27 protein-coding genes and 1 other RNA gene are annotated in these 26457 nt (G+C 68.4%); 13 read left to right on the plus strand and 15 right to left on the minus strand.

The features are described 5' to 3' along the window. Positions 1-11 precede the first annotated feature (11 nt). From O5K39_RS05895 to O5K39_RS05905, 3 genes are all read right to left on the minus strand, one after another. Positions 12-1982, minus strand: coding sequence for a S9 family peptidase (locus O5K39_RS05895; protein ID WP_271146350.1), 1971 nt, complete (start codon positions 1980-1982; stop codon positions 12-14). A 114-nt stretch (positions 1983-2096) separates the two neighbouring features. Further along, a complete protein-coding gene (gene infC, locus O5K39_RS05900) occupies positions 2097-2618 on the minus strand; it encodes a translation initiation factor IF-3 (protein WP_271146351.1) in 522 nt (173 codons plus the stop codon). Between the two features lie 171 nt (positions 2619-2789). Beyond that, positions 2790-3758 carry a glycosyltransferase family 9 protein gene (locus tag O5K39_RS05905; protein WP_271146352.1) on the minus strand — a complete coding sequence of 323 codons (969 nt, stop codon included), beginning with the start codon at positions 3756-3758 and terminating at the stop codon, positions 2790-2792. A 62-nt stretch (positions 3759-3820) separates the two neighbouring features. Here O5K39_RS05905 and O5K39_RS05910 point away from each other — a divergent pair, with 62 nt between their 5' ends. Then, entirely contained in the window at positions 3821-4579 is a 759-nt protein-coding gene (locus tag O5K39_RS05910; RefSeq protein ID WP_271146353.1) for an alpha/beta hydrolase, read from the plus strand. Here O5K39_RS05910 and O5K39_RS05915 read toward each other — a convergent pair. From O5K39_RS05915 to O5K39_RS05925, 3 genes are all read right to left on the minus strand, one after another. Next, the gene (locus tag O5K39_RS05915) at positions 4569-5594 is read right to left on the minus strand and encodes an oxidoreductase (RefSeq protein ID WP_271146354.1); all 1026 of its coding nucleotides are present in this window, start codon (positions 5592-5594) and stop codon (positions 4569-4571) included. The two genes, O5K39_RS05910 and O5K39_RS05915, sit on opposite strands and share 11 nt — an antisense overlap. A 164-nt stretch (positions 5595-5758) precedes the next feature. Beyond that, positions 5759-6805, minus strand: a complete 1047-nt coding sequence (locus O5K39_RS05920; protein WP_271146355.1) for a ribonucleotide-diphosphate reductase subunit beta — start codon at positions 6803-6805, stop codon at positions 5759-5761. 166 nt (positions 6806-6971) lie between these two features. Beyond that, positions 6972-7529: a hypothetical protein gene (locus O5K39_RS05925; protein ID WP_271146356.1), complete on the minus strand. Its 558-nt coding sequence runs from the start codon at positions 7527-7529 to the stop codon at positions 6972-6974. A 268-nt stretch (positions 7530-7797) separates the two neighbouring features. Here O5K39_RS05925 and O5K39_RS05930 point away from each other — a divergent pair, with 268 nt between their 5' ends. Genes O5K39_RS05930 through O5K39_RS05940 form a run of 3 tightly spaced genes read left to right on the plus strand, consistent with a single transcriptional unit; the run spans position 7798 to position 9319 of the window. Further along, the gene (locus tag O5K39_RS05930) at positions 7798-8448 is read left to right on the plus strand and encodes a glutathione S-transferase family protein (protein ID WP_271146357.1); all 651 of its coding nucleotides are present in this window, start codon (positions 7798-7800) and stop codon (positions 8446-8448) included. Next, the gene (locus O5K39_RS05935; protein ID WP_271146358.1) at positions 8445-8948 is read left to right on the plus strand and encodes an NUDIX hydrolase; all 504 of its coding nucleotides are present in this window, start codon (positions 8445-8447) and stop codon (positions 8946-8948) included. The genes O5K39_RS05930 and O5K39_RS05935 overlap by 4 nt, the downstream gene beginning before the upstream one ends. Beyond that, positions 8945-9319, plus strand: coding sequence for a potassium channel family protein (locus O5K39_RS05940; protein WP_271146359.1), 375 nt, complete (start codon positions 8945-8947; stop codon positions 9317-9319). Before O5K39_RS05935 ends, O5K39_RS05940 begins: the two co-directional genes overlap by 4 nt. A gap of 6 nt (positions 9320-9325) precedes the next feature. On the opposite strand, the gene O5K39_RS05945 is transcribed toward O5K39_RS05940, so the two are convergent. From O5K39_RS05945 to O5K39_RS05960, 4 genes are all read right to left on the minus strand, one after another. After that, positions 9326-11449: a response regulator gene (locus O5K39_RS05945; protein WP_271146360.1), complete on the minus strand. Its 2124-nt coding sequence runs from the start codon at positions 11447-11449 to the stop codon at positions 9326-9328. A 100-nt stretch (positions 11450-11549) separates the two neighbouring features. Next, the gene (locus O5K39_RS05950) at positions 11550-11747 is read right to left on the minus strand and encodes a Trm112 family protein (protein ID WP_271146361.1); all 198 of its coding nucleotides are present in this window, start codon (positions 11745-11747) and stop codon (positions 11550-11552) included. Positions 11748-11866: 119 nt separating this feature from the next. Continuing rightward, positions 11867-12523 carry an LON peptidase substrate-binding domain-containing protein gene (locus O5K39_RS05955; RefSeq protein WP_271146362.1) on the minus strand — a complete coding sequence of 219 codons (657 nt, stop codon included), beginning with the start codon at positions 12521-12523 and terminating at the stop codon, positions 11867-11869. An 11-nt stretch (positions 12524-12534) separates the two neighbouring features. Further along, positions 12535-13446, minus strand: a complete 912-nt coding sequence (locus O5K39_RS05960; protein ID WP_271146363.1) for a co-chaperone YbbN — start codon at positions 13444-13446, stop codon at positions 12535-12537. A gap of 206 nt (positions 13447-13652) precedes the next feature. On the opposite strand from O5K39_RS05960, the gene O5K39_RS05965 reads away from it, so the two are divergent. Next, a complete protein-coding gene (locus tag O5K39_RS05965) occupies positions 13653-14318 on the plus strand; it encodes a hypothetical protein (RefSeq protein WP_271146364.1) in 666 nt (221 codons plus the stop codon). A gap of 391 nt (positions 14319-14709) precedes the next feature. Here the strand turns inward: O5K39_RS05965 and O5K39_RS05970 are convergent, their stop codons facing one another. Further along, positions 14710-15996: a PQQ-dependent sugar dehydrogenase gene (locus O5K39_RS05970; RefSeq protein WP_271146365.1), complete on the minus strand. Its 1287-nt coding sequence runs from the start codon at positions 15994-15996 to the stop codon at positions 14710-14712. 122 nt (positions 15997-16118) lie between these two features. On the opposite strand from O5K39_RS05970, the gene O5K39_RS05975 reads away from it, so the two are divergent. The 5 genes from O5K39_RS05975 to O5K39_RS05995 all read left to right on the plus strand — a co-directional run bounded on the left by O5K39_RS05975 (position 16119) and on the right by O5K39_RS05995 (position 19268). After that, the gene (locus O5K39_RS05975) at positions 16119-16550 is read left to right on the plus strand and encodes a hypothetical protein (protein WP_271146366.1); all 432 of its coding nucleotides are present in this window, start codon (positions 16119-16121) and stop codon (positions 16548-16550) included. 131 nt (positions 16551-16681) lie between these two features. Beyond that, positions 16682-17122 carry a hypothetical protein gene (locus tag O5K39_RS05980; protein ID WP_271146367.1) on the plus strand — a complete coding sequence of 147 codons (441 nt, stop codon included), beginning with the start codon at positions 16682-16684 and terminating at the stop codon, positions 17120-17122. Positions 17123-17222: 100 nt separating this feature from the next. After that, positions 17223-17786 (plus strand): hypothetical protein, encoded by a 564-nt coding sequence (locus O5K39_RS05985; protein ID WP_271146368.1) that lies wholly within the window; start codon positions 17223-17225, stop codon positions 17784-17786. A 194-nt stretch (positions 17787-17980) separates the two neighbouring features. Next, a complete protein-coding gene (locus O5K39_RS05990) occupies positions 17981-18607 on the plus strand; it encodes a LysE family translocator (protein WP_271146369.1) in 627 nt (208 codons plus the stop codon). A gap of 91 nt (positions 18608-18698) precedes the next feature. Then, on the plus strand, positions 18699-19268 hold the full coding sequence (locus tag O5K39_RS05995) for a hypothetical protein (RefSeq protein WP_271147111.1): 570 nt from the start codon (positions 18699-18701) through the stop codon (positions 19266-19268). Positions 19269-19429: 161 nt separating this feature from the next. On the opposite strand, the gene ffs is transcribed toward O5K39_RS05995, so the two are convergent. Beyond that, positions 19430-19523, minus strand: an RNA gene (ffs, locus tag O5K39_RS06000) — signal recognition particle sRNA small type. Positions 19524-19596: 73 nt separating this feature from the next. On the opposite strand from ffs, the gene nudC reads away from it, so the two are divergent. Both nudC and dnaN read left to right on the plus strand, forming a co-directional pair. After that, complete coding sequence (nudC, locus tag O5K39_RS06005) at positions 19597-20520, plus strand: NAD(+) diphosphatase (protein ID WP_271146370.1); 924 nt, start codon at positions 19597-19599, stop codon at positions 20518-20520. A 117-nt stretch (positions 20521-20637) separates the two neighbouring features. Further along, positions 20638-21756 carry a DNA polymerase III subunit beta gene (gene dnaN / locus O5K39_RS06010; protein ID WP_271146371.1) on the plus strand — a complete coding sequence of 373 codons (1119 nt, stop codon included), beginning with the start codon at positions 20638-20640 and terminating at the stop codon, positions 21754-21756. On the opposite strand, the gene O5K39_RS06015 is transcribed toward dnaN, so the two are convergent. Continuing rightward, a complete protein-coding gene (locus tag O5K39_RS06015) occupies positions 21753-23057 on the minus strand; it encodes a hypothetical protein (RefSeq protein ID WP_271146372.1) in 1305 nt (434 codons plus the stop codon). The two genes, dnaN and O5K39_RS06015, sit on opposite strands and share 4 nt — an antisense overlap. 153 nt (positions 23058-23210) lie before the next feature. Here O5K39_RS06015 and recF point away from each other — a divergent pair, with 153 nt between their 5' ends. Continuing rightward, positions 23211-24353, plus strand: a complete 1143-nt coding sequence (gene recF, locus O5K39_RS06020; RefSeq protein WP_271146373.1) for a DNA replication/repair protein RecF — start codon at positions 23211-23213, stop codon at positions 24351-24353. Positions 24354-24660: 307 nt separating this feature from the next. On the opposite strand, the gene grpE is transcribed toward recF, so the two are convergent. Together grpE and hrcA are read right to left on the minus strand one after the other, a co-directional pair. Continuing rightward, positions 24661-25236 carry a nucleotide exchange factor GrpE gene (gene grpE, locus O5K39_RS06025; protein WP_271147112.1) on the minus strand — a complete coding sequence of 192 codons (576 nt, stop codon included), beginning with the start codon at positions 25234-25236 and terminating at the stop codon, positions 24661-24663. Positions 25237-25292: 56 nt separating this feature from the next. Beyond that, positions 25293-26399 (minus strand): heat-inducible transcriptional repressor HrcA, encoded by a 1107-nt coding sequence (hrcA, locus tag O5K39_RS06030; RefSeq protein WP_271147113.1) that lies wholly within the window; start codon positions 26397-26399, stop codon positions 25293-25295. Between the last annotated feature and the right edge of the window lie 58 nt (positions 26400-26457).

Here is a 26457-nt window from a genome sequence, read left to right on the forward strand (position 1 = left end):
AGGCCCCGTTTCTAGCGCGCAGGATTGTTCGCCTCCAGGAACCGAACAGTCTCGGTGAGCATCCGGGTGCGGGTGTCGGCCCGCGATAGCCAGTGATCCTCGCCATCCAGTTCGATGAATTCATGCGGCTTGCCTGCGCGACGCAGGGCGCTGGCCATGGACCGGCTCTGGGCGATCGGCACCACGACGTCATCGCGACCATGGATCAGAAGGATCGGCGCGTCGGCCGAGGCAGCCTGATGGGCCGGAGAGCGGGCGTCCATCGACCGGTCACCGGGGCCGTCGCCGCCCATGAACCGGTTCCAGTAGCGCACGGTGCTGTTGTCGCGCCTTTCGCCGCGCTCGGCGGCATAGGCGACCATGTCGCGCAGGTCCGCCACCCCCGCCACCGAAACGGCGCAGCGATAGACGCCTGGATCCAGGGTGGCCCCGGCCAGCGCCGCATAGCCGCCGTAGCTGGCGCCGACGATGCAGACACGCTCTGGATCGATGATCCCCTGGGCGGCGAGATGGCGAACCCCGTCCGACAGGTCGGTCTGCATCTTGCGGCCCCATTCGCCGTAGCCGGCCTCCATGAAGGCCCGGCCGTATCCTGTCGAGCCACGGAAGTTGACCTGGAGCACCGCATAGCCGCGCGAGGCCAGAGCCTGTGACCACCAGCCGAAGCCCAGGACGTCACGGCCGGCCGGCCCGCCGTGGGCCAGGACGACCAGGGGCAGATTGCGCTTTGCACCGCCCGGTGGCGTGGTCAGATAGCCGTGCAGATCCAGGCCGTCGGCGGCCTCGAACTCGATCGGCTGGACCTGGGCCACCTGGTCGGAGGCGATACCGGCATAGGCCCGTCCGACCGTCCGCATCTCGGCCGTCTCCAGGTCGATCAGCCGATAGGCGCCGGGATCGCCGGGGCCGCCGGTGTAGACCACGACCGTGCGCAGATCGTCGCTCCAACTGACCAGTTCGGGCGAGACGTTCGGCAGGGTCTGCTGGACGCTGGCCCACAGCACCGCTGCTGACTCGTCGGCGAAAACGTAACGGCGTCCCGTCGTCTCTACCCGGGTGGCCCCGATCATCCGCCGGGTAACCGGATGGAACAGCAGATTCTCCGGGTCGAACTCGAACCGCACGGGCCGCCAGGTGCCGGTGGCCATGTTGACGTCGAAGAACTCTGCGTCCTCACGGCCTTCGCGGTGCAGGTCCGGACGGTCTGCGGCGACGATCACGCTGTCGCCGGACATGCCCAGGCCGACCAGGGCGGGCTGATCCAGCGGTGCCGAGACCCGCCAGGTCTCGTTGAACCGGCCGTTCTGGCGCAGCAGCAGGCTCCAGGTCCGGGACCGTTCATCATAGATGCTGCGGACCAGGCTGCGTCCGTCGTCGTCAAGAATGAAATCGTCGGTGTCGCGGGTCATGCCCTCGGCCTGGCGGGCACCGCCGGTGTCGGGATCGACGCGATACAGATCGAGCGCGCCCGGTGCCTGGAACGAGTGGGCCCTGACGAACATTTCGGGGCCGTCGTCGCCGGTCCGGATGCGCACCGAACTCAACAGGGCCGGAAACAGACTGCGGGTCGGCACCAGCATTCGGGCCACGCGGCGGCTTGTGATGTTGAAGATCTGGCCCATGAACAGTTCGCTTTTGGCCAGGCCGATCTGATGCAGGGTTTCGGTGCTGGAGGTGGTGATCAGCACCCGCTCCTCGTCGATCCATTCCACGTCGCGGACCTTGGCCGCGCCGACGCCGATCGCGCCGAGGGGGCGGCCGGTCGTCAGGTCGACCATCGCCAGGCGCCGCTCTTCGCCGATCACGGTGACGAAGGCGATCCGGTCACCCGACGGCGACAACTGCACCAGTTCGGTCCCCGGCAAGGCGCCGTAGGCAGACAGCGGCGGAGGCGCAGGCTGCTGCGCCAGGCCGGGCCCGGCCGCCGGGATCGTCGCCAGCGCCAGACAAAGCAGGGTTCTTCGCCAGAACCGACCCATCATCCCCGAACTCCCCCGCTACCCGGACGCAACCGTAACGCGCGGTGACCGGCCCGCAAACGAAAAACGCCCCGGCGCGGGCCGGGGCGTCTGTATCGATCGGACGGTGATCCGGTCCTACTTCGGGGCCAGGATCATGATCATCTGGCGGCCTTCCATGCGGGGCGCATATTCGACCTTGGCGATCTCGTCGAAGTCGGCCTGGACCTTGTTCAACAGCTTCATGCCCAGCTCGGGGTGGGCCATTTCGCGACCGCGGAACCGCAGGGTCACCTTGACCTTGTCGCCCTCGTCGAAGAAGCGATGCATGGCCTTGGCCTTCACCTCATAGTCGTGGACGTCGATGTTGGGACGCAGCTTGATTTCCTTGAGCTCGACGACCTTCTGGCGCTTCCTGGCCTCGGCCTTCTTCTTCTGCTCCTGGAAACGGAACTTGCCGTAGTCGAGGATCTTGGCCACCGGCGGTTCGGAGGTGGACACGATCTGAACCAGGTCCATGCCGGCCTCTTCGGCGGCTTCCAGCGCGGCGGACGTCGGCATGACGCCCTGCTTTTCGCCGTTCTGATCGATGAGCAGAACGCGCGGCGCGCGGATATCGTGGTTCATGGGGGGGCCATCCTTGACGGGCGGCTGGTTCATCGGACGGCGAATGAGCGTCGTTTCCTTGTGTGGATGAAGGGTCTGGATAGTCTGAACGTCGGTCGTGCAGGGGTCAGCGCGCGGTCTGGCGCCGCGTTCCCCAAGGGGCGCTATATGCGCTCGAAGACGCCGATTTACAAGGCGGACCGGTGTAGGCCGGGGGTGATGGGCTCAGGCCCCCGCCCCGCCGATGAAGTCGTCGTGCAGGGCCAGCACCGCATCGAACACATGATCGACGCTCAGGTCCTCGATCGGGGCGAACTGGCCGCGCGTCTCGTTGGAGGCGACGGTGCGGGTGCGCGGGCCCCAGGGGCCGTACAGCCACCATTCGGTCGGGCCGAACAGACCCAGTGTCGGTCGACCGAGGGCAGCGGCGACGTGCATCAGGCCGGAATCGTTGCCGACGAACAGGGCTGCTCGATCGATCGCGGCGGCGGAGGCCAGGATGTCGCCCTTGCCGACGAAGTCGATGGCGCGGTCTCCGGCCGTCTCGAGGGCCGAGGTCGCGGGCGGGCGGTCGCCGGGCCCGCCGACGGGCATGAAGCGCCAGCCGTCGAAGCGCGGCTCGGCCATCAACCGCGCCACCAGTTCGCCCCAGCGCTCGGCGGGCCAGCTCTTGCCGGGCTGGTGGGCGATGGGGGCGAGGGCGAGGATGGGGCCGGGCCCCGGGCCCATCGCCAATTGCGGGTCGATGACGGCGGCGGCCTGCGCGCGCGCCTGAGCGTCCAGCCAGATCTCCGGGTCGAGCGGTGTGGACGATCCCATCAGGCGCGAGACCATTTCGACCTTGCGCAGGCCCGTCTCCCAGGACCGGTTGTAGACCACGCGCCGCTTCGCCGGGATCAGGTAGCTGAGCGCCGATCCCCGGATGTCGATGACCAGGTCCCAGCGGGTGCCGACGACCTGTTTCCACAGATCGAGCCAGTGTCCGGCGGCCTTCTTCTTGTCGAGGATGATGGTGCGGACGACCCCGGGGGCGGAGCGGAAGAAGGGGGCGGGAGGGCGACCGGCCGCGACGGTGATCCGGGCGCCCGGCAACTGGCGGCCGATCTCGCGGATGATCCCGGACGAGATCACGCAGTCGCCGATCCGGTTGGAGGTCACGAACAGGACTATCGGTGCGCGGGGGGTTACGGGCATGGTGCGCTCATACGCGAGCCGCGACCGGATCGCCAACCGCGCCGAACTGGACAGGACCCGACTTGACCGACGCCGACAACGACGACGCCCACCGCTTTATCCGCCGGCCGGACGGCGAGACCCTGGCCTACAAGCAGGTCTCGGGGGAGGGGCCGACGGTGATCTGGATCGGCGGGTTCCGGTCCGACATGGAGGGAACCAAGGCGCTGGCGCTTGAGGCGGCGGCGAAGGCGCGGGGCTGGGCCTTCCTGAGGTACGACCATTTCGCCCATGGCCGGTCCAGCGGCGACTGGAAGGCGGCGACCATCGGGCGGTGGCGCGAGGATGCGGTGGCGGTGATCGACAGTATCCCGGGGCCGGTGGTTCTGGTCGGATCGTCGATGGGGGGATGGATCGCCCTGCTGGCAGCCTTGGCGAGGCCGCAGGCTGTGGCGGGGCTGGTGCTGGTCAATCCGGCCCAGGATTTCACCGAGCGGCTGATGTGGCCGGGGCTGGCGGATCATGAGCGGCAGGCGATCCTGAGGGATGGTGAGACCGTGGTGGTCGAGGAAGGGCTGGGCACCTATGCCCTGACCCGGACCATGTTCGAGGAGGCCAAGGCCTGGATGCTGCTGGACGGGCCCATCGGGATCACGGTGCCGGTTCATATCCTTCAGGGTCGGGCCGATGCGACCGTGCCCTGGACCCATGCGATCGAACTGGTCGAGCGGCTGACGGGCGGGGATGTGCGGCTGGACCTGATCGAGGGCGGGGATCACCGGCTGTCGACCCCCGCCGATCTTGAACGGCTGGTCCTGGCGGTGGACGTGATCAGAGGGTGATCTCACGACGTTCGCGGGCGCTGCGCAGGCCGGCGTCGATGACGCGCATGGTGAGCAGGGCCTCTTCGGGCGGGACCGGGTTGGGACCCTCGCCCCGCAGGGCGGCGGCGATCCCGGCGTAGTAGTCGAGATAGTTTCCAGCCGGGCCGGGGGCGGGAAACCGCGCGAAGGTCTCGCCGTCGACGAAGGTCGCAGGGTTGGGGTCGAGGCCCCAGCCGGGGGCACCGGGGATCATGCCGGATTTCGACTGATCCTCCTGGGTGTCGAGGCCGGATTTGAGCCAGGACCCCTTCGTGCCGTGGACGGCGAAGCGGACGTCGGGGGCGGCGGCGACCATGGCGGCGTTCAGCACGACGCGTCGGTCCGGATAGCGCAGCACGGCATGGACCCAGTCAGGGGTCAGGCCGCCGGGGCGCTGGATGGCCATGTCGCAAGTTACGGCTTCGGGTGCGCCGAACAGCACCAGCATCTGGTCGATCAGATGGGGGCCGAGGTCCAGCCAGACGCCGTCGCCGTCGTTCTCGCGCCAGCGGTCGCGGACCAGGGGGCGGTGGCGATCGTAGCGGCTCTCGACCGTCACGATGTCGCCGAGGCGTCCCGAGGCGATCTCGGCCCTCAGCGCCAGGAAGTCGGCGTCCCAGCGGCGGTTCTGGAAGACCGACAGCAGAAGGCCGGTCTGCGCGGACAGGGCGACCAGGCGTTCGGCGTCGGCCAGGGTGGTGGCGAAGGGTTTATCGACGACGACCGCCTTGCCCGCGTTGAGCGCGGCCTCGGCCTGGGGCGCGTGCAGGACGTCGGGCGTGGCGAGGACGACGAGGGCGATGTCGGGGTCGACGAGGACGGTCTCGAAATCGGGCACGACCCGGACGTCCGGGTAGACGGCGCGGACGTCGTCCGGGCGGCGACTGACGATGGTGAGGAGGTTGAGGTCGGGGCAGGCGGCGACCAGCGGGGCGTGGAAAGTCTTCCCGGCGTTGCCGAAACCGATGACGGCGGTGTTGATCGGGGCGGTCATTCTTATTTTTTCCTTCGCCCATAGGGAGAAGGTGGCCGCGAAGCGGACGGATGAGGGCTTCCGCCCTCAACGGTTCGCACCGTAAACCCTCACCCTTTCGCGCCTGGACGACGGCTTCGCCGCCGTGCGCTCAAGCCCTCTCCCGACGGGAGAGGGGACCTACATCACCCCGCCACCATGCTCATGTCGCGGCGGGCCAGCAGCTTGTCGAACTCTCCCCAGACGCCGTCGGCGCCGTGCCAGGCGCCGGTGGTGGCGGCTTTCGAGTATTCGGTGGCGCGGGCCTCGAAGAAGTTGGCGTGTTCGACGCCCGAGAGCAGCGACTGCAGCCAGGGCAGGGGGTTTTCCTTGACGCCGTAGAGCTCGGGCAGTTTGAGCTGGCGCAGGCGCCAGTCGGCGATGAAGCGGATGTAGGACTTGATGTCCTCGGGCGTCATGCCGTTGATCTCGCCGGCCTCGAAGGCCAGGTCGATGAACTTGTCCTCCAGCCCCACCACGGTCTCGCAGCACTGGACGATGTCGTCGGCCACGGCCTTCGTCACCACGCCCGTTTCCTTGTTGAAGGCATGGTACAGTTTGATGATGCCGTCGCAGTGCAGGCTCTCGTCGCGCACCGACCAGCTGACGATCTGGCCCATGCCCTTCATCTTGTTCTGGCGCGGGAAATTCATCAGCATGGCGAAGCTGGCGAACAGCTGCAGCCCCTCGGTGAAGCCGCCGAACATGGCGAGCGTCCGGGCGATGTCGGCCTCGGTGTCCACGCCGAAGGTCTGCATGAAGTCATGCTTGTCGCGCATGGCCTCGTATTCCATGAAGGCCCCGAACTCGCTCTCGGGCATGCCGATGGTTTCCAGCAGCAGGGCGTAGGCCGCGATGTGGATCGTCTCCATGTTGGCGAAGGACGACAGCATCATCTTCACCTCGGTCGGTTTGAACACCCGACCGTATTTTTCCATGTAGTTGTCGGCGACCTCGATGTCGGACTGGGTGAAGAAGCGGAAGATCTGCGTCAGCAGATTGCGCTCCTTGTCGTTCAGGTTCGCCGCCCAGTCCTTGCAGTCCTCGCCCAGCGGCACCTCTTCGGGCATCCAGTGGACCTGCTGCTGCTTCTTCCACATGTCGAACGCCCACGGATAGCGGAACGGCTTGTAGGCCGCCGAGGGGGTCAGCAGGCCGGGGGTTCCGGGACGGATGATGGCGTGGGCGTTCATGCGACAGGCACCGGACTGGGATCGAGGAGAGGACTGGACCTATCCAAGCCCAGAATCGACCTGAAGGCTATCCCTAGATGGTTAACGATCCCCAGCATCAACATCTTGTGTCGAACAGGGGATGGTTTTGCCACCGTGACAGGATCTCGGGTGACGGACAGTGACATCAGTCGGGCGCGGAACCCTGTTCCTTTCGCTCGGCCTCGGCGTCCAGCGCCTCCCTGAGACGGTGGAGATAGGCCGCCCGGACATGGTCGATCTGGCGGAAGGCCGTGCTGTCGCTGTCGAGGCGGCCGGTCGAGCGTTCGACCATCTGGGCCAGACGCATCCAGACCATGGCCTGTTGCGGCTGGTCGATGGCGGCGTTCTCCGCGGCCTGACGGAAGGCGAAGCGGTGCAGGGCGCGGGCGTCCGGATTGAACAGCAGGCCGAAGCGCGAGGTCGACTCGGCCTCGTCGACCTCCTCCAGGGCAGGGTCCATCTCCATTTCCTGGTCCTTGGTGGGGATCCCGGCCATCCAGGGTGGCGGGGGAGCCACACGGCCGGGCGTGAAATCGGCGCGTCGCCACCCCTCGATCGCCGCGCGTCGCCGGATGTGGCGAACGCTCACGCCGTAGCGTTCGGAGAGGACCGGCGCGCTGACACCGGTCAGGAAGTCCGCCCGGACGCAGGCCCAGGCTTCGGGGGTGAGGCGGGTGTGGGTTCGCTGTCTGTCATCCGGCAAGTCTAGGGCCAGTTCCAACCCAGGCGCGTTCAACGGGGTCTGTGGCGATGCAATCCCTTGTGCGGCAAGGGATTGGGCCGTCGAGGTTCGCAACCTGGGACGGCTGGACAAGCCGAGCGACCCGATGCCGGGACGTCGTGCGGCCGATTGCCAAACCCGGGCGGGATGTTCAGATGCCGGGATCGATGGTCCTCGCCGGATACGCCATGCGCGCCCTTTTTCCCGCCCGGATATCCGCCCTGGCCGTGGCCTGCCGAGGCGCGGGATCATGACCTATGTCGTGTACGGGGCCTCGGGGTCCGGTTCGATGCCGGTTGAGGCGGCGCTGACCCTGATGAAACAGCCGTTCTCGGTCGTCGAGGCCGTGACCTGGGAAGGCGACGCCGAGCGGGACAAGGTCGCGGTCGTCAATCCGATGCGCCAGATCCCCGCCCTGGTCACACCGGAGGGCGACACGATCACCGAGAGCGCCGCCATCCTGCTGTGGCTGACCGAGCGGCACCCCGAGGCGCGGCTGGCGCCGCCGCCCGGCGATCCGATTCGGGGCCAGTTCCTGCGCTGGATGACGTTCATCCCTGCGGCGATCTATTCGATGTACTGGGTGCGGGATGTGCCGTCGCGGCTGGTCGGGGACGATGGTCCGGCGCAGACGGTGCTCCTGCAGCGGACCGCCGCCCGCATCGCCGAGTGCTGGGGGGTCATGGAGAGCCAGCTGGAGCCCGGCCGTTTCCTGCTGGGTGCGGAACCGACCGTGCTGGACCTCTATGTGACGGTCGCCAGCCGATGGACACCGCGCCGCCGGCGTTTCGCCGAGGTGGCGCCGCGCATGGCCGAGGTGGTGCGCCGGGTCGACGCCCTGCCGGAGCTGGCCGACTTCTGGGCGGCGCGCTGGCCCTTCGCTGCGGGGGAGGACCGATGACGGGCCCGTACTGCTACGACTGGCCACGCCCGGCCGTGACGGCCGACATCGCCGTGATCGAGGTTCGCGAGGGGTGCCCCTCCATTCTCCTGATCCGGAGGCGTCATGCGCCGTTCGCCGGCGCCTGGGCCCTGCCCGGAGGGTTCCTGGACGACGGCGAGACGCTGGAGGCGTGCGCAGCGCGAGAACTTAAGGAGGAGACCGGTCTGGCGGCGAACGGGCTCAGCCTGGTCGGGGTCTACAGCGCGCCGGGACGGGATCCGCGCGGACAGACGGTGACGGCCGCCTATCTCGTCGGGGTCTCGGGCGAGGTGAAGGCCGGCGACGACGCGGTGGACTGTCGATGGTTCTCGCTGGACGCCTTGCCTGAACTGGCCTTCGATCACGATCGGATCATCGAGGACGCCATCCAGGCGCGCGGGCTCTGGGCCATGGACCGCCCTGTCCGACGCCCGTTCGTAGATCCCCGCTGCAATCGCAAAGGAGTTCGTCGCCCGTGAAACTGCTGATCCGCGCCACCAACAGCATTCTGGAACTGCTGCTGCTCTATATGGCCATACTGGCCGGATGCGCGGGGCTGTATGCCCTGTTCGAGGCCAAGTCCTTCGGCGACGCCCTGTGGTGGGCGGCGGTGACGGCAACGACGACGGGATATGGGGACATCTATGCGACCACCGTGGGCGGGCGGATCGTGACGGTGGTGCTGATGCACGTGACCCTGCTGTTCATCCTGCCGCTGCTGATCGGGCGGATCATTGGGACGCTGATCGAGGACCAGCATAAGTTCACCGACGAGGAACAGCGTCAGCTTCTGGCCGACATCGCCTTCATCAAGGCGCGGCTGGCCGAGGAGGACGGGCCGAAGGCCTGATCGCGATCAGGCGGCCTCGGCCTCGGCTTCCGCTGCCTCGGGCGCGCAGAGCAGCCGCTCCATGGCGGTATAGAGGGCGTGGTGCGAAATGGGCTTGGCAAGGTGGGCGTCCATGCCGGCGGCCAGGCAGCGGGCGGCATCCTCGGGCATGGCGTCGGCGGTGACGGCCAGGATGGGAACGCCGCTGCCCGTCGCCCGGATCGCCCGGGTCGCGGCCAGGCCGTCGACGCGCGGCATCCGCACATCCATCAGGATCAGGTCGAAGGGCTGGGTGGCGGCCATGTCGATGGCTTCGTCGCCGTCGCAGGCCTCGACGACCTCGCAGCCGACGGCGGTCAGCATCAGGCGGGCGACCTCGCGGTTGGCCGGATGGTCGTCGACCACCAGGATACGGGGCGGAGAGCCCTCGTCCCGCTCGGCGCGGGCGTCTGCGTGGTTCGCCATGGCCTCCGGCGCGGCAGGGGCCAGGGGCAGCCGCAGGGTGAAAGTCGCGCCCTCGCCGGGGTGGCTGTCGATCACGACGTCGCCCCCCATCAGCTCGGCCTGACGCTTGACCAGGGTCAGGCCGATGCCGGCGCCGATATGGGCGCGGCTGATCGAATCGTCGCCCTGGACGAAGGGATCGAACAGGCGGGGCGCGGCGATAGGGTCGAAGCCCTTGCCGGTGTCGGAGACGGCGATCAGGACCTGACCGTCGATCCGGTCGGCCAGGATGCGGACGCCGCCGTGGTCGGTGAACTTGACGGCATTGCCGATCAGGTGATGCAGGGCCTGACGCAGGCGACGCGGGTCGCCGATCACGGGGGCCAGGGCGTCGGGGCGGACCTCGACGCTCAGGGTCAGGCCCTTGTCGGCGGCCTCGATGCGGCTGGGGGCCGCCGCCGTGTCGATGACCTGGAGCAGGGACAGCGGTGTCATGTTGAGCACGTCGTCGCCGCGCGAGATTTCGAGAACGTCCTCGACGAGCATCAGCAGGGCGTCGCCCGAACGCTGGATGTGACCCAGGTGGGACACGGCGTCCAGGTCCATGCCGGGGCGGCGCGCCAGGACCTCGGCATAGCCGGTGACGCTGTTCAGGGGGGTGCGCATCTCGTGGCTCATCAGGGCCAGGAAGCGGGACTTGGCGGCATCGGCCTGTTCGGCGCGGCGGCGGGCGGCGTGAGCGGCCTCGGTCCGGGCCTTGAGGCACTGGATCAGGCGGCGGCGTTCCGACATGACCGCCGAGACGGGCAGGGCCGTGACCAGAACCCCCAGCAGGAACACATAGTAGATGTTCAGCTGGCGCAGCAGGGCCGGTCGGTCGGACAGTTCCGGCAGTTCGGCGAGCCGCGACAGGGTGCCGGGGCCGTGGCCTGACAGAGTCCCTGTGGCAGCGATGACGGCCACGCCGATGACGGCTCCCGCGACCCAGGACGGGGGCGTCCGGAAGGCGACCAGCAGCAGGAAGGGGAAGATCAGGAATGCGGCCGGCACGTAGTTCTGGAAGAAGATACCGGCCGTCACCAGCATCAACAGAGCGATTAGCAGCGATGCCTCGGCCGGAGAGGCCGGGGCCGTCGAGCGGAACCGGTGCGCCTTGGCGATCAGCAGCAGGGCCGGCGCCACCATCAGCAGGCCCAGGGTCTCCATGACGAAGAAGCGCTGGGCCATGAACGCCAGGGTGCTCACGGGGAACCGGAAGGTCGCCGCAGCCACGCCGATGGAAATCACCGTGGACAGCAGGACGGCGGGCACCACGGCCAGGAAGGCGAAACGCCACAACCGCTTGGGCCGTCGAATGTCGAGCGCCGCGCCGCAGACGCGCCGGGCGATGACGGCCGCCACCAGGACCTCGCCCATGTTCATGACGGCGTTCAGCCACCAGAAGGGCGCGATGTCCCCGCGAACCACGTTGCCGATCAGGTTGATGACGAGGCAGGCGGCCAGGACCTGGATCGCACGGCGACGGTGAAGATGCAGGGCGGCGGCCAGCATCACCCCGTTGGCGGGCCAGATGACCACCGCATCAAAGGTGCGTGCGCTCCAGATCCCGAAGACAAGGCAGAGTACGAAGAGGGCGACGTAGATCAGCGCATGCGGGCCCGAAGCCTGTCCCGCATCATGCCTGAATAGTCGCCAGCGACCGTGCATTCGGCCCCCTCGACCGCAGTTCTTGAGACTACCGTCGCACGAGAAGGTTAAATTTCGGATGCCGAACCCGGAAGCTTTGCCTTGGGGCCGCTGACCGGGCCTAACCCTCGATCGGACGGGCTTCCTCGGCCAGCATGATCGGCACGCCTTCGCGGATCGGGAAGGCCAGCTTCGCGCCCTTCGACACCAGTTCGCCCGCCTCGCGGTCATAGGACAGCGGCCCGCGCGTCACGGGACAGACCAGCACCTCCAGCAGGCGCGGATCGACGGTCGAGGGGGTGTGGAAGGCGTCTGACATTCTTTGCTTCTAGTGGGCTATCGCGCGTTGCGCTACTTGAGCCCACATCATCGCTTCGCGCGTGGGGTCTACGCGCTCAAGCAGCGAGGCTCCGCGAGCCGAGCGGTAGCGCCCCCTACCTACTGCATCGCCGTCGGGGAATCGCCGTCACCGCTTTCGGCGGCGTCGATCTGGAGGAGGGCGGTCAGGGTCTGACAGCGGTCCTCCAGGGTCTGGGATTCCAGCAGGGCCTGCTTTTCGGCCGGCTCGAACGGCAGGGCCATGGACAGGCTGTTGATCAGGGCCTCCTGCGGCGCGCCACCCGCAGTCTCCCAGTCGATCTCGAGCTGGCGGCGTTCCAGATAGGCGCGAAGCGCCGACAGGAAGGCGTCGCGGTCGAAGTCGTCGCCGGACGGCGAGGCCAGGTCGGCCTCGAAGGGGGCGAAGGCGGCGCGGACCTGGCGGTACGGCGTCTGGCTGGGCAGTTCGACGGCCACGCGGAAGCGGCAGATGCCGGTCAGGGTCACGAGGTATCGACCATCCGAGGTCTCGGCGAAGCTGGTGATCCGGCCGGCGCAGCCGACGGCCGTCAGGCTGGGCAGGCTCGCCGGCCCGCCCGCCGGCTGGATCAGGCCGATCATCCGGTCCCCGGCCATGGCATCGTCGATCATGTTCAGATAGCGCGGCTCGAAGATGTTGAGCGGAAGCTGGCCGCGCGGCAGCAGGATCGCTCCCGGCAGGGGAAAGACCGGAATGACCTGCGGGAGGTCCGCCGCCCTCACATAGCCCTGGGCCATCGTCGGCTTCCTCATGCGAACAGGATGGAGGACAGGCGTCGGCGGCCGTCCTTCGAGACGTCGCTGGCCAGGCCGGCGGCCTCGAATACCACCAGCAACTGCTTCCTGGCCTGCTGGTCGTTCCACTCGCGGTCCGCCTGGACGATGGCCAGCAGGCTGTCGACGGCGCCCTTGAGGTCACCCTCGGCGGCCTGTGCGATCGACAGGTCGTAGCGGGCCTGGTGATCGGTCGGATCGGCGGCGACCCGGGCCTTCAGGGCGTCGGCCTCGCCGCTGGGAGCGGCCGACATCAGGGCCAGCTGGGCGCGGACGCTCTGGACCGCCGGATCGGACGAGCCCTCGGGTGCCATGGCGATGGTCTGGACCGCCTGTTCGGGGTCGCCCGACGCCAGATAGACCCGGGCCATGCCGGCGATGGCCTTGAGGTTCTCGGGGTCGAGGGTCAGCACATGGGCGAAGGCCTGGGCCGCACCGCCGAAGTCTTCGAGACCCAGGGATTCCTCGCCCAGCGACAGCAGTTGCTCGACATCGGCGTTCTCGCCGGTCCCGCCGGTCAGCTTGTCGATGAAGGCCTTGATCTGGCTCTCGGGCACCGCGCCCTGGAAGCCGTCGATCGGCTGGCCGTTGACGAAGGCATAGACGGTCGGGATCGACTGGACTCGCAGCTGTCCCGCATAGGCCGGGTTCTTGTCGACGTCGATCTTGACCAGCCGGACCTTGCCGCCCGCCGCGCGCACGGCCTTTTCCAGTGCCGGGGTCAGCTGGCGACACGGACCGCACCATGTCGCCCAGAAATCGACGATGACCGGGACGGTTTTCGAGGCCGCGATGACGTCTTTCATGAAGCCGGCGTCCGATCCCTCCATGATCACGTCCTCGTGATCGGAGCCTGTGGAAGTCGATTTCGGGTCGGCGAAGGTCATTGCAGGGCCTGCTTCGTGACGAGTCTTGGTGAACGCGGGAGGCGTCAGATGGTCTCCCAGGGGAACAAACTCAAGGAATTCTCCCGGGCGCGGGTGTCACTCTCCTGCAACGCGAAATAAATCGTTGGTTTGCGTCTCGTTGGGTGCAAGCCAAACCGTTGTCGTTCATGCTTCAGTAAGGAACAGGTGACTGGGGAGACATCAAAGTGAAATCAGTTCTGATCATGGCGCTGGGCGCCACCATGGCAACGGCGGCCGGCTCGGCCTTCGCTGCAGACGAAGCGGCCACGGGCTCTTCCGCGGTTGCCACCCCGACGCAGGTTTCCTTCGTCGAGGGCGAACGCTGGGGCGGCGGTGGCGCGACCATCTATGACCGCAACTGCGAATGCAACGTGCCGGTGATCAACGTTCCGTTCTACACGGTCCGTCCGCCCGCACCGCCGATCCGGGTCCGCGCCCCCGGCCTGCGCATCTCTTCGGCTCCGGTGTTCGCGCCGTCGCCCGCCATCTACATCCAGGGCCCGCCGATCTACGTCGACGCCCCGCCGGTTCAGGTCGCGCCCGCCCAGGTCTATCTGGAAGCGCCCGACGTCCACGTCCGCCCGTCGGAAGTGTCCGTGGCCCCGCCGGAAATCCACTTCACGCCCGCCGGTCCCGATCATCCGGACGAGCACTGCTGCGACGTGGCCTCGCCGCCCGCCTACTCGGGCGACATGGCTCCTCCGGCCGACACCGGCTACGCGGCTCCGGCCGTTCCCGCCGACAACGGCTACTCGGCTCCGGCCAGCTACCCCGCCGCTCCGACCTACTCCGCTCCTGCGGCGACCGGTTCGAGCTCGGGCTACGCCCAAGAGCCCGGCGAACGCGGCTAAAGAATACCGAGGGGGCCTTGCGGGGCCTCCAAGGTTACCGAACTGGGGCGGTCCGTCGAAAGGCGGGCCGCTCTTTTCGTTTGGGCGGTGCCCCGAGCCGACCGGTGAGGGGCAGAGGGTTCATCACCAAGAGCACCAAGAATCCACAAAGGCCACGAAGGGACCGAGCGGGCGGTGCGGTCGGCAAACGGTTCCATGAATGGGTTTCAGCGGAAGGCCAGCCTGCGGCGCAGCTGCCGTCGTTCTCCGCGCCCTGTTTTCTGGCGCAGCGATATTGAATCCAGCGCTATCCCTTCGCGTCCTTTGTGGATTCTTGGTGCCCTTGGTGATGAAACTTTCCACTGCACCGCTGATCCTCAAAGGACGAGGTGGCCGGCCCGCCTGACGAACTTCAGGGCCGGGCGATCCGCAGGATCGCGGCGTTGCGGTCGTCGGCGATCCAGATCGAGCCGTCTCGGGCCACCGCCATTCCGACTGGCGCGCCCATCGGATGTGACCCCGCCACCGCATTCCAGCCCGGCGTCAGAACCCTGGCCCGGGGCGCAGGCGCGCTGGAAGGATAGGGCAGGGCACCGCGCGGATAGACGGCGTAGAGGGCGCGGGTGTCGGTCAGGGGCGCGCCGTTCGCATCGGTCTCGATGGCCACGACCCGGCCCGCCGCCTGGCGATGGCCGTGCCAGCTCATCAGCATCCGCCCGCGCAGTTCGGGGAACATCGCCCCGTCGTAGTACAGCATGGCCAAAGGCGCGGCATGGGGCGGCAGAAGCGAGACGGGCGGCGTCCTCTGGCCGCACCGGGCCTGTCGCGCGCTCCAGCCAGGCAGGGCGGTGGCCATGTCGGTGCAGTAGGGCCAGCCGTAATGGGCCCCCGCCGTCAGCCGGTTGATCTCGTCGAACGGCCGGTTGGCGGTGGTCAGATCGACCGAATTCTCGCCCTGATAGACGGCACCCGACGGATGCCGGACCATGGCCACGGAGTTGCGCAGCCCCGTCGCATAGGCGGTCCAGGTCGGGCTCCATCGGCCGGGCCCGGTCATGGCATAGCGCCGCACCATGGCCTGTTCCGCGCCTTGCGCGCACTGGCCCGACGCATCGGCGATGGGCCGTCCGGCCGGGGTCAGGCAGCGGTCGGAGGGTGCCCCGACATTGACCAGCAGGGCCCCGTCTCCGTCGAAGATGAAGCTGGACAGCGGATGGCGGTTCTCGTGCAGCCGGTTGTCGGGCAGGCCCTCGACCACCGCGACCGCCGCCTCGGGCCGGGCCGGATCGAAGGCGATAATCCGGCTCATCTCGGCCAGATAGACCCGGCCGTCGGGACCGCGCGCGATCGTATGCGGCATCGACAGGCCGCGCATCAGCCGGGTCCAGACGACCGTTTCGCCCTGAACCCGCATCCGCCATAGCGCGCCTCGCCCGGCGTCCCAGGTGCCCAGGTCGGTGACCAGCCAATCGGTCTCCGACAGCTGCAACAGGCCGCGCGGCATCCGGGGCCCGTCCCCGCCCGTCCTTTGCCAGACCCGGCCCAGGCAATAGCTCTCGGCCATCCGCACGGTGGTGGCGGGTAAGCCGCCGCACACGCCCTGAACCGCATAGGGCCGGCCCGGGGCCTGGGCCTGGGTGGTCGCCGCCGGGCAACAGGCCAGGGCGAGCGCGGCGACGGAGACGAGCGACCGGATCATGCCGCGACCCTATCAGACGCCGGTTCGCCGGAAAGGGTCTCGCCGCGGCTGGAATTATCCGCCACCTTGTCTCCGTGGGGAGCCGGGCTTCCCTCTTCAGTCTGTCCCTCCGGAGTTCGTCCATGTCCGCCCGTATTCTCGCAGCCGTCGCCGTCCTGGCCGTGGCTGCTCCCGCCTTTGCCCAGACCGCTCCCGCCCCGACCGCCCCCGCCGCTCCTGCCGCCGCCCCGACCGAAGCCGATCTCGAAGCGGCGGGCGAGGCCTTCGGCACGGACATGCAGGCCATGAGCTCGGAACTGACGGCCGCAAAGACCGCCGCCGGGGCCGATACGGCCAAGGCGAACGCCGACGCAGACGCCATCGTCGCCAAATACCAGCCCAAGGCCGACGCCTTCGCGACCCTCATTTCGGCCTTCATGGCGACCCAACCGCTGCCGCCCGAAGCCCAGGCCCAGATCGACGCTGGGCTGGCCACCATTCGCGACACGCCGAACAAGGTCCGTCAGGGCGTGATGTCCGCCCCGGCCGCCGCGACCCCGGCCCCCGCCAACTAGGGTCCGAGCCTGTGCCGGGAGCGTTTCGTGCGCTTCCGGCCGCTGCTCAGCTTCACGCGCACGTGAGACAACCTCTCTTGGCGAACCGCTGTTCGCGGCGCATCCTGCGGTAGTTCAACCCGGAGGATCGTATGCGCCTGCTCATCGCCGCCACCCTTGCCCTGGCGCTCGCCGCCCCGGCCCTGTCCGTACACGCCGCGCCCTCACAGCCGGGCGCAAGTCGGGTTCAGCCCGCAGTGCTGACCTTCCGCGACGCCACGTCCCGGTTCGAGCGCGAGATGGCGCGTATGGGTCTGGAAATGAGCCATGCCCGCAGCGTCAACGAAACCCGCGCCATCGCCGCCAAATACCAGCCCGAGGCCGACGCCCTGGCCAATCTGATCGACGCCCGTCTGGCCGCCGAGGGCGATGTCGGCGGCCGCTATCGCGATGCCGGTAAGGTGCGCGAATTCCCCGACGACATCCGCCGTCAGGTCGACCGCGAGCGTCTGGCCGCTCTTCGCGGTCCAGGCGTCCGGCCCTTCCCCGGTGCGCCGTCGAACCCCGTGCCCGCGGTCGAGCGTCAGTTCTGATCTACATAGGCCGCGCCGCTCGCCTTAACGCGAAGTAACTTGAGGTCGAGCGGCGTTCGGCAGACCTTGGGGGCATCAGATCCCCCCCAGGAGCCGCGCCATGATCCGCATCCTCAGCCTCGCCGCCGCCCTCGCCGTCCTGCCGCTGTCGGCCGCCCTCGCCGCGGAAGGTCCGTACGTTCAGGCCGACAGCCCCGCCGAAGCCGCCATCGAGGCGGCGGCCGAGGCCTTCGAGGCGCGGATGGAGACCTTCGGCGACCGTGCCGAGGTCATCGCCGAGGATGAAAGCCTGACCGAGGGCCAGCGCGAGGCGCGTATCGCGGCCCTGTGGTCCGAATACCAGCCCGAGATCGCCGCCTTTACCGCCACGGTCAGCCAGCACGCCGGCGCCATCGCCCAGGCGGCGCTGGCCGACATCGACGTCGACGCCCTGGTCCAGGACGCGCTCAGCGACCCGGAAGTCCAGGCGGCGGTCCAGTCCGGCATCGCCGGCGGCATGGGCATCGCCCGCAACAGCGCCTGGACCAACCCCGACCCCGAACAGATCCGCACCTATGGGCTGATCGCCCAGTATGCGCTCGATCAGGCCGCCGACGCCGTTGAGGACGCGGATGCGGCGGCGGCTGAGGCTGAAGCTGAAGCTGAAGCGCCAGAGACCCGCTGACCCTCTCCCTCCCTCTCGGGGGAGGGTGGTCGTAGCGCAGCGGAGACCGGGTGGGGCGGGAAAGGCGATGCAATGCTGTTTTGCCTAACGCCCCCATCCGATCGCTTCGCGATCTGCCCTCCCCCGCGGGGGAGGGAGACGTCCTTGGCCCTTCAAGCTTGACCTGACCTCGGCCGCCGTCGAAAGCGGCTTCCATGCTACCGGTCGATCCCCACCTCTATGTCGCCTTCCTGGGCGTGATGGCCGTCATGGCCGTGACGCCGGGACCGGCGAATCTGTTCGCGGTCGCCACCGGGGCCGAGCGCGGCCGTCGGGCGGCCCTGGTCGGGGTGCTGGGGATGAATGCGGCGACCCTGGTCTGGTTCGGGGCGGCGGCCCTGGGGCTGGGGGTTCTGGTCGCGGCCTTTCCGCTGGCGTTCAAGGCCGTCGCGGTCGGCGGGGCCCTCTATGTCGCCTGGCTGGGCGTGCAGGCGATCCGCGCGGCGCTGAAGCCCGCTCATGCGGCCCACGCCGTCGCCGTGCGTCGCGATCGCGGGGCCTTCGTGAACGGCTTCATGGTCCAGATCGCCAACCCCAAGGCCATATTGTTCTTCACCGCCGTCCTGCCGCCCTTCCTGGACGTTCAGCGACCGGTGGCCCCGCAACTGGCCCTGTTCGCGGCCGCCACCATCGGCATGGATGTGCTGGCGATGAGCGCCTATGGCCTCGGTGGCGCGGCCTTGGCGCGGCGGATGAGCGAGCCCCGGTTCCGGCGCGGGTTCGGCGTCTTCGTCGGACTGCTGCTGCTTGCGGCCTCGGTCTTGATTGTGTCGCGATTATAGGCGTTCTTGGCCATACGGAACGACCGTACGCACGGCCCGTTACGACGAAAAGGCCCGTGACCGGGCCAAAGGAGATTTTCCCGTGAGAACCCTGTCCCTTAGACCCATATTGCTGGCGGCCACAGCGGCCCTGGCCCTGTCGGCCTGCGCCACGGCGACCCCGTATCAGCCGGCCGGCACCGGCGGCGTGCGCGGCGGCTATGCCGAGCAGCGGCTGGAGAGCGACCGTTTCCGCGTCACCTTCGCCGGCAACTCCGTGACCTCGCGCGAGGACGTCGAGATGGGGCTGCTGCTGCGCTCGGCCGAACTGACGACCCAGAACGGCTTCGACTGGTTCGCCACCGTCAACCGCGCCACCGATCGCGACACCCGTTATTCCAGTTTCGGATCGCCCCGACCCGGGTTCGGCTACAGCCCCTATTACGGCCGCTACAGCCCGTTCTGGGGCCCGTCGTGGCGCTGGTACGGTCGCGGGTCTTGGAGTTCGTGGAACGACCCGTTCTGGGGTCGCGACGACTTCGACGTCCGCCAGATCGACCGTTACGAAGCCACGTCCGAGATCGTCATGGGCAAGGGCCCCAAGCCCGCCAACGACCCCAACGCTTTCGACGCCCGCGAAGTGATCGACAACCTCGGCGGCCGCGTCACCCGCCCGATGTAAAAGTCTCGGCCCCGTCGCTAACCAGCGGCGGGGCTGATTTCTTGGTGACGCGACGTTGGACGCGCTCAAGCAGCGAGCGACCGCGTCGCAAGCGTTAGCGCACCAAGCCCGCGCTCAAGCAGCAAGCCGCCGCGCGGCGAGCGATAGCGCAACAAGGAAGGAAAAGTAGAGACCGCGACCCGAAGGGGAATTCGTTGTGGCTGCTGCCTTCCGGCCCTGACCAGGTTGGCGAAGCCTTCGCCCGCGATCTCCGAGGTCCATATCGCGAATCCCGGCGGCGAGATCAAGGCCTCTCCCCGTTGTGCGCCGCACCCGCTAAGAACGGCTCATGACCCTCGCCCCGCTCAACACCTTCGCCGGCAACCCGCTCGACCGGGGTGGGGACCTGCGCGCCGATCCGACGTGGTTGGAGGAACAGGCGGCGAGCGCGGATGCGCTGGCTCTGGTGCTGTGGGAGGGCCAGCCCCTGCTGGAGGATCATGCCGAGGGGCCGCGTCTGGTCTGGCTGGGCATGGAACAGGCGCGCGATGTCGCGCCGACGCACGAGCTGTTCCTGGGTCTGTGGAAGGATGCGCCGGTTTTTGCGGTCGAGATCCAGGGGCCCAATGACCCCGCCGACGGGCCCGTGCGGGGGCTTGGGGCATTCTCCGGGATGCGCGAGGCGGCGGCGGTGCTGTCCGGGGTCGAGGCGGCGATGGCGGGGACCGCCAAGTCCCTGTTCGACTGGCGCAGGCGGCACGGGTTCTGCGCCGCCTGCGGTCAGCAGAGCGAGAACGCCAACGGAGGCTGGAAGCGGATCTGCCCGGCCTGTGGCACCGAGCATTTCCCGCGCGTCGATCCGGTGACGATCATGCTGCCGATCTATTCGGGCGGGCCTGAGCCCATCTGCCTGCTGGGGCGTCAGGCGGCCTGGCCAGCGGGGCGGATGTCGGCCCTGGCCGGGTTCCTGGAGCCCGGCGAGACGATCGAGGAGGCCTGCGCCCGCGAGATCAAGGAGGAGAGCGGCCTGACCGTGACCAGCGTCCGCTATCACTCCAGCCAGCCCTGGCCGTTTCCGTCGCAGCTGATGATCGGTCTGTTCGCCGAGGTGACCGACGATCAGGCCACGCCGGACCAGACCGAGCTGGAAGCCGTCGCCTGGCTGACGCGGGGCGAGGCGCGGGCGGTTCTGGCGGGCGAACACCCCATCAAGGCCCCGCCGCCCTTCGCCATCGCCCACACCCTGCTCAAGGCCTGGGCCGAGGAGGAGTGACCGCTGCGGCAGTTGTGGAGCATCACGCCCTCGCCGGTTGCCCCCTCGCGCCAATACGCTAGTGTCCACAGCCATTGTATCGCGCGGCTTCGATTCCGCGCTGGGCCTTGAGACACCATGCAGCTGACCATCGAACGTTCCGCGCTTCTGAAGGCCCTCGGGCACGTCCAGAGCGTGGTCGAGCGCAGGAACACCATTCCGATCCTGTCCAACGTCCTGCTGAGCGCCGGGCGCGACAGCCTGTCGTTCGCCGCGACTGACCTGGACATGGAGATCGTCGATCAGGCCGATGCGACGGTCCAGGTCGAGGGATCGATCACGGCACCGGCCCACACCCTGTACGAGATCGTGCGCAAACTGCCGGACGGGGCCGAGGTGTCGCTGACCTACAACGGCGACGATCCGCGCCTGACGGTGGCGGCGGGGCGGTCGCGGTTCAACCTGCCGGTCCTGCCGGCCGGGGATTTCCCGGTCATGTCGACGGATACGTCGGGCGTGCGTTTCACCCTGATGAAGGATGATCTGGCGCGGCTGATCGACAAGACCCGGTTCGCGGTCTCGACCGAGGAGACGCGGTACTATCTGAACGGCCTGTATCTGCACACGGTGGCCGAACAGGGCATCCCCCTGCTGCGCGCCGTGGCCACCGACGGTCACCGCCTGGCCCTGGCCGAGACGCCGGCTCCGGAAGGGGCGGCGGGCGGTCCGGGCGTGATCGTGCCGCGCAAGACCATCGACCAGGTCCGCCGCCTGCTGGATGACGGTGCCGGCCCCGTCGAGGTCCAGGTCAGCCCCCAGAAGATCCGCTTCCAGTTCGGGGCCGCGTCCCTGACCTCCAAGGTGATCGACGGCGCCTTCCCCGACTATATGCGGGTGATACCCAAGGGGAACGACAAACAGGCCGACATCGACAAGGCCATCTTCGCCTCCGCCGTCGACCGCGTCGCCACCATCTCGGCCGAGAAGAGCCGGTCGGTGAAGCTGGCCTTCGAGCTGGACCGCGTCACCCTGACGGTGCGCAACATGGAGGCCGGCCAGGGTGTGGAGGAGGTCGAGATCGGCTATTCCGACGACCCCTTCGAGATCGGCTTCAACGCGCGGTATCTGCTGGATGTCGCCGGCCAGATCACCGGCGACAACGCCACCTTCATGTTCGCCGACCCGGCTTCGCCGACGCTGGTGCTGGATCCGGGGGATCCGGGGGTGCAGTACGTGCTGATGCCGTTGCGGGTTTAGAGCACCGGGCGGTACTCAAGTCGGATTTCGCCATCGTCCCCGAGCCCGGGCGCTACCTGGGCAGGCCATTGGCAAACTGCGGAGGCGGTCGCCCCATTTATGACCGTGCGGGAAATCGCGTTCGCCCGGTTGGCCCGGTAGACCTTTAGACGGGCGGTTATCTGGTCGTTTGTCGGTTCGTGCTCGAATATCTCAATCGTTGCTCGCTCTGCGCAGTTGAACGCGTCGAGAAACCAACTTCCTTCCAAGCTGCCAGCCGTGCCGTGCCGGGTCAGTTGATAAGCTTCAAGTCGTGCCGGCTCGCCGTCGATCACCAACGTCTTCAAGCTATAGATGTTCGGAAAACTCTGTCTTGGTCGATCAATAATCACCAAGGTCGCAGTGTCCAAAGGGCGGGTCTCGATATTTCGCGTTTCAAAGTTTGCCTTGGTCTTCAGCGCGGCCAGTGACGCCGCCGCTAGGGCGGTGCGCGCCATAGCAGCTTCATCGGGACGGCTCAAAGCGTTCAGAGCGGCGATCCGCACCAGTTCGCCGTAGGCACCGATTGGATAGGGCGGAGGGCTTGGCACCGGTTCCATCAGGGCCAGGGCCAGGCCACCGTCACCGTCTGCGAGTGCCAGGGTCGCGCGCATCACACGGGCGTGCCATGCGCGTTCGTCCTGTCCACACAGGGCGATAATGCGATCGGCCGCCAGGGCCGCACCCACCCTGTCGTTCCGGCCCATGCGGCGAGCCGCGTCGGACCAGAGGGACTCGACCGCCGCACATTCGCTGATCGACTGGGGATCGACTGGAGGCGGGCCGGCCTGAGCGGATTCCGCCATCTGCGCCCTCAACGCGACGGCGCTGGGCAGCAGGTCGATATAGGCGGCCGGCGACCCGCAGACCTGGCCACCCATCGCGGGCTGGCCGAGGATCACGGTGAAGGCGCACAGATCCAGTCGACGGGCCTCGGTATCGCTGACGCCGGGATCGGCGTGCTGGGCGTAGATCAACGACCCGGGCCCGCCATTGACCCCCGGCACATAGATGGGCTGGGTCGTGGTCTTCATTTGCCCGGCCTGAGCCCTCAAGCCTTCGGCGCGGATCGGGTCGCGGGTGACACCGCGCAAGCCGTGTGCGGCGAGAAACGACACGGCGTACTGTGCCTGGCGATCGCCCGTGGCGGCCCGCGTCTCCAGCGCATCGACAGGCTCGGTCATAGCCATTTTGAGGGGCAGATTGCGCGTCACAGGATCGACGACGGTCACACAGCCCGCCGTCATCATGCAGCCCAAAATCACAGCCGCGAACTTTTTCATGACCCACCCGTCCAAATAAATGGAAGCTTTTCTGCCGCGAGATGGGCTGAGGGTCCACAACCATATCCTGATGAAGACGACCAACTCGCCAGTAAGCTGCCGAAGGGGCTTGGGGTCTGGGATCGGCACGGGAAACTGGGCTATGTCGATGCCTTGATCACTACCCTCGCCCTCACCGACTTCCGGTCCTATGCCTCCGCGACCCTGCCCGTCGGCAGCGGGCCTGTGGTGCTGCATGGGCCGAACGGGGCGGGGAAGACCAATCTGCTGGAGGCAATGAGCCTGTTCACGCCGGGTCGGGGACTGCGGTCGGCGACGGCGCAGGAGATGGGGCGCAGAGAGCCCGGTGAAGCGGTCGGGCGGGCCTGGGCGGTGGCGCTGACGCTGGATGGCGGAGACGGCGAGGAGATCAGGCTCGGCACGGGAACCCAGGCGGCGGGGGCATCCCGGCGGATCGTGCGGATCGACGGGGAGACGGCCCAGCCGGGGCGGTTCCTGGATTATCTGCGGCCGGTGTGGGCGACGCCGGAGCAGGACCGGCTGTTCTCGGACGCGCGGGCGGATCGGCTGAAATTCTTCGACCGGCTGGTGTTCGCCGCCGACCCCGATCATGCCGGGGTGGTGTCGGGATACGAGAAGGCGCTGCGCGAGCGGTTGCGGCTGCTGACCGACGGGGTCGAGCACGGGCGCGCGGCGGACCCGTTGTGGCTGGATGCGCTGGAGGCGCGACTGGGCGAGACAGGCGCGCGGGCGGTCGTGGCGCGGGCCGGGGCGCTGGGCGCGCTTCAGGCCGGGATCAACGACCGGGGCGACCGGCCGTTTCCTCAGGCCGATCTGGGCCTGGCCGGCGAGGCCGAACAGGCGGCGCTGGACGGGGTGGGCGAGGACGCGATCGCCGCCGCCATCCGGGACGGCATGGCGCGGTCGCGGGGCCGGGACGCGGCGTCCGGCCGGTCCCTGTTCGGGCCGCACCGCTCGGACCTGACCGCCCTGCACCGCGAGAAACGCCGCCCGGCCGCCGAGGGGTCGTCGGGCGAACAGAAGGCCCTGGTGCTGAACCTGATCCTGGCCCAGGTGACGCGGCTCAAGGCAGCCGGGGGTGCCCCGCCGGTATTGTTATTGGATGAGGCACCCGCCCACCTCGATACGCGCCGTAGAGCCGCCCTGTTCGACGAGATCGAGGCCCTGGGGTTGCAGGCCTTCATGACGGGCACGGAGGCGGTGCTGTTCGAGGAGCTGAAGGGTCGGGCGCGGTTCGTGCGGGTCGAGGGCGGGGCGTTGGTCGAGGACGCCTGAAGCGCGTCGCTCGCTGTGAGGCCCCCTTAGGTGATGGAGGTTCATCACAACGAGCACAACGAGGTCACAAAGGACACGACGGGACCGAGTTCGCGGGGGCTGCCGGTCATTTCGTCAGAGGCGGAGGCAGAAAAGGCCGCTTCGCGGCGAAGCCGCCGTCTTTAGTGGAATGGCGGATTTCCGGTGGGCCTCGTGAAGTCCCATCGGTCTCGTCGTGTCCCTTGTGTCTTCGTTGTGTTCGTTGTGACGAACCTGTCCCTCGCCAAATACACGGCTCAGCCAGATCGACGAGAGGCCGCGTCGGCCCTTACGCCTTCGAGTCGTACGACCCGCCGTTGGCCGCATCGGCGGGGGCGTAGGCGGTGGAGGCCGCAGCCTTGGCACCCGAGCCCTTGGCGGCGACGACGACCATGGCCGGGCGGATGGTGCGGCCGAACAGTTCGTAGCCGGCCTGCATGGTCTGGAGCACGGCACCGCCGGCGACCGTCTCGGACGGCTGTTCCATCATGGCCTGGTGCAGGTGGGGATCGAAGACATCGCCGGGGCCCGGCGCGACCTGTTTCAAGTTGTTGGTGGCGAACGCGCCTTGAAGCGCCTTCTCGACCAGTTCCAGCCCGGTCACCAGGGCGGCGGCGGGGCCTTCGGAATCCTTGGGCGCAGCCTGCAGCGCGCGTTGCAGGCTGTCGGCGACGGGCAGCAGGTCCTTGGCGAAGCGCTGGATCGCAAAGGCGCGGGCGTCGTTCTGTTGCGTCTCCGAACGGCGCTTGAGGTTTTCCATCTCGGCGGCCACGCGCAGGGCGCGGTCCTTCCATTCGTCGCGCTCGGCGATGACCTGATCGAGCGGCGCGAGGCTTTCGGCATTGGCTGCGTCAGCGTCGAGGATGGCGTCGGCTTCGGCCTCGATCGCGTCGAGTTCGGCCTGTGTGGGATGATTGTCGCTCAAGTGTCCTGTCCGTCCAGCATTCGCCCCAGCACCCGGGCGGTGTAATCCACCAACGGAATGATGCGGGCGTAGTTCAACCGCGCGGGTCCGATCACGCCGATGGCGCCCAGGACCCGCTGTCGGCCGTTCATATAGGGCGCCGCGATGACAGCGGAACCCGAAAGCGAAAACAACCGCGTTTCCGCCCCGATAAAGATGCGCACCCCTTGCGCCGCATTGACCCCGTCGAGCAAGCCGATCAGCTGTTCCTTCTGCTCCAGGTCGTCGAACAGGACGCGCACCATCTCCAGATCAGCGGCGGTCTCATTGTTCTGCAACAGGTTGGCGCGGCCGCGGACGATCAGGCTGCGCTCGCGGTCCGGGCCGCCGGACCAGGCGGCCAGACCGTCCTCGACCAGACGGGCGGCGGCTGCGTCGAGCTGTTGCCGGGCGGCATCGAGCTCAGCCCGCATCTCGGTGCGCGCCTCGGCCAGGGGACGGCCCTTGAGCCGGGCGTTGAGGAAGTTCGACGCCTCCTGAAGCGTGGAGGGGGTGACCCCCGCCGACAGGGGCATCAGCCGGTTCTCGACCGTGCCGTCGTCCCCGACCAGCACCGCCAGGGCCTGATCGTGGCCCAGGGCGACGAACTCGACGTGTTTGACCCCGGCGTCGCGCACCGGGCTGGCCACGATGCCGGCACCGCCTGCCAGGCCGGACAGCAGGGACGATGCCGCATCCAGCGCCTCGTCGAAGCCGCGACCCTTGCCTGCCAGCCGCGCGTCGATCTCGCGGCGTTCGTCGGCCCCGATGTCGCCGATCTCGAGGAAGCCGTCGACGAACAGGCGCAGGCCCGCATGGGTCGGGATCCGCCCGGCCGAGGTGTGGGGCGCGGCCAGCAGGCCGGCCAGGGTCAGGTCCTGCATGGTGTTGCGGATCGAGGCGGGCGACAGCTGGACCCCGCCGCGCGAGATGGTCCGCGACCCGACGGGCTCTCCGGTTTCCAGATAGGTCTCGACGATGCGGCGGAAGATGTCGCGCGCCCGGGCGTCCAGCGCAGTCAGGCCTCCGCCGGACGAGGCGGTTCCTGTTCCGAACGGAAGCGGGTTGGGGGCATACAGGCTCACGGTTTCACGATAAGCAGCGCGGCCCCACTCTCCAAGCCGTTCCTTGAAGGCCACCGAC

The organism is Brevundimonas sp. NIBR10, from assembly GCF_027912515.1.
Taxonomy (GTDB): Bacteria; Pseudomonadota; Alphaproteobacteria; order Caulobacterales; family Caulobacteraceae; genus Brevundimonas.

What these genes read in the sequence shown, in the direction of transcription:
- O5K39_RS05895 (WP_271146350.1), bottom strand. Translation starts at nt 1,982, where the DNA reads ATGATGGGTCGGTTCTGGCGAAGAACCCTGCTTTGTCTGGCGCTGGCG.
- infC (WP_271146351.1), bottom strand. Translation starts at nt 2,618, where the DNA reads ATGAACCAGCCGCCCGTCAAGGATGGCCCCCCCATGAACCACGATATC.
- O5K39_RS05905 (WP_271146352.1), bottom strand. Translation starts at nt 3,758, where the DNA reads ATGCCCGTAACCCCCCGCGCACCGATAGTCCTGTTCGTGACCTCCAAC.
- O5K39_RS05915 (WP_271146354.1), bottom strand. Translation starts at nt 5,594, where the DNA reads ATGACCGCCCCGATCAACACCGCCGTCATCGGTTTCGGCAACGCCGGG.
- O5K39_RS05920 (WP_271146355.1), bottom strand. Translation starts at nt 6,805, where the DNA reads ATGAACGCCCACGCCATCATCCGTCCCGGAACCCCCGGCCTGCTGACC.
- O5K39_RS05930 (WP_271146357.1), top strand. Translation starts at nt 7,798, where the DNA reads ATGACCTATGTCGTGTACGGGGCCTCGGGGTCCGGTTCGATGCCGGTT.
- O5K39_RS05935 (WP_271146358.1), top strand. Translation starts at nt 8,445, where the DNA reads ATGACGGGCCCGTACTGCTACGACTGGCCACGCCCGGCCGTGACGGCC.
- O5K39_RS05945 (WP_271146360.1), bottom strand. Translation starts at nt 11,449, where the DNA reads ATGCACGGTCGCTGGCGACTATTCAGGCATGATGCGGGACAGGCTTCG.
- O5K39_RS05950 (WP_271146361.1), bottom strand. Translation starts at nt 11,747, where the DNA reads ATGTCAGACGCCTTCCACACCCCCTCGACCGTCGATCCGCGCCTGCTG.
- O5K39_RS05955 (WP_271146362.1), bottom strand. Translation starts at nt 12,523, where the DNA reads ATGGCCCAGGGCTATGTGAGGGCGGCGGACCTCCCGCAGGTCATTCCG.
- O5K39_RS05960 (WP_271146363.1), bottom strand. Translation starts at nt 13,446, where the DNA reads ATGACCTTCGCCGACCCGAAATCGACTTCCACAGGCTCCGATCACGAG.
- O5K39_RS05970 (WP_271146365.1), bottom strand. Translation starts at nt 15,996, where the DNA reads ATGATCCGGTCGCTCGTCTCCGTCGCCGCGCTCGCCCTGGCCTGTTGC.
- O5K39_RS05975 (WP_271146366.1), top strand. Translation starts at nt 16,119, where the DNA reads ATGTCCGCCCGTATTCTCGCAGCCGTCGCCGTCCTGGCCGTGGCTGCT.
- O5K39_RS05980 (WP_271146367.1), top strand. Translation starts at nt 16,682, where the DNA reads ATGCGCCTGCTCATCGCCGCCACCCTTGCCCTGGCGCTCGCCGCCCCG.
- O5K39_RS05985 (WP_271146368.1), top strand. Translation starts at nt 17,223, where the DNA reads ATGATCCGCATCCTCAGCCTCGCCGCCGCCCTCGCCGTCCTGCCGCTG.
- O5K39_RS05990 (WP_271146369.1), top strand. Translation starts at nt 17,981, where the DNA reads ATGCTACCGGTCGATCCCCACCTCTATGTCGCCTTCCTGGGCGTGATG.
- nudC (WP_271146370.1), top strand. Translation starts at nt 19,597, where the DNA reads ATGACCCTCGCCCCGCTCAACACCTTCGCCGGCAACCCGCTCGACCGG.
- dnaN (WP_271146371.1), top strand. Translation starts at nt 20,638, where the DNA reads ATGCAGCTGACCATCGAACGTTCCGCGCTTCTGAAGGCCCTCGGGCAC.
- O5K39_RS06015 (WP_271146372.1), bottom strand. Translation starts at nt 23,057, where the DNA reads ATGAAAAAGTTCGCGGCTGTGATTTTGGGCTGCATGATGACGGCGGGC.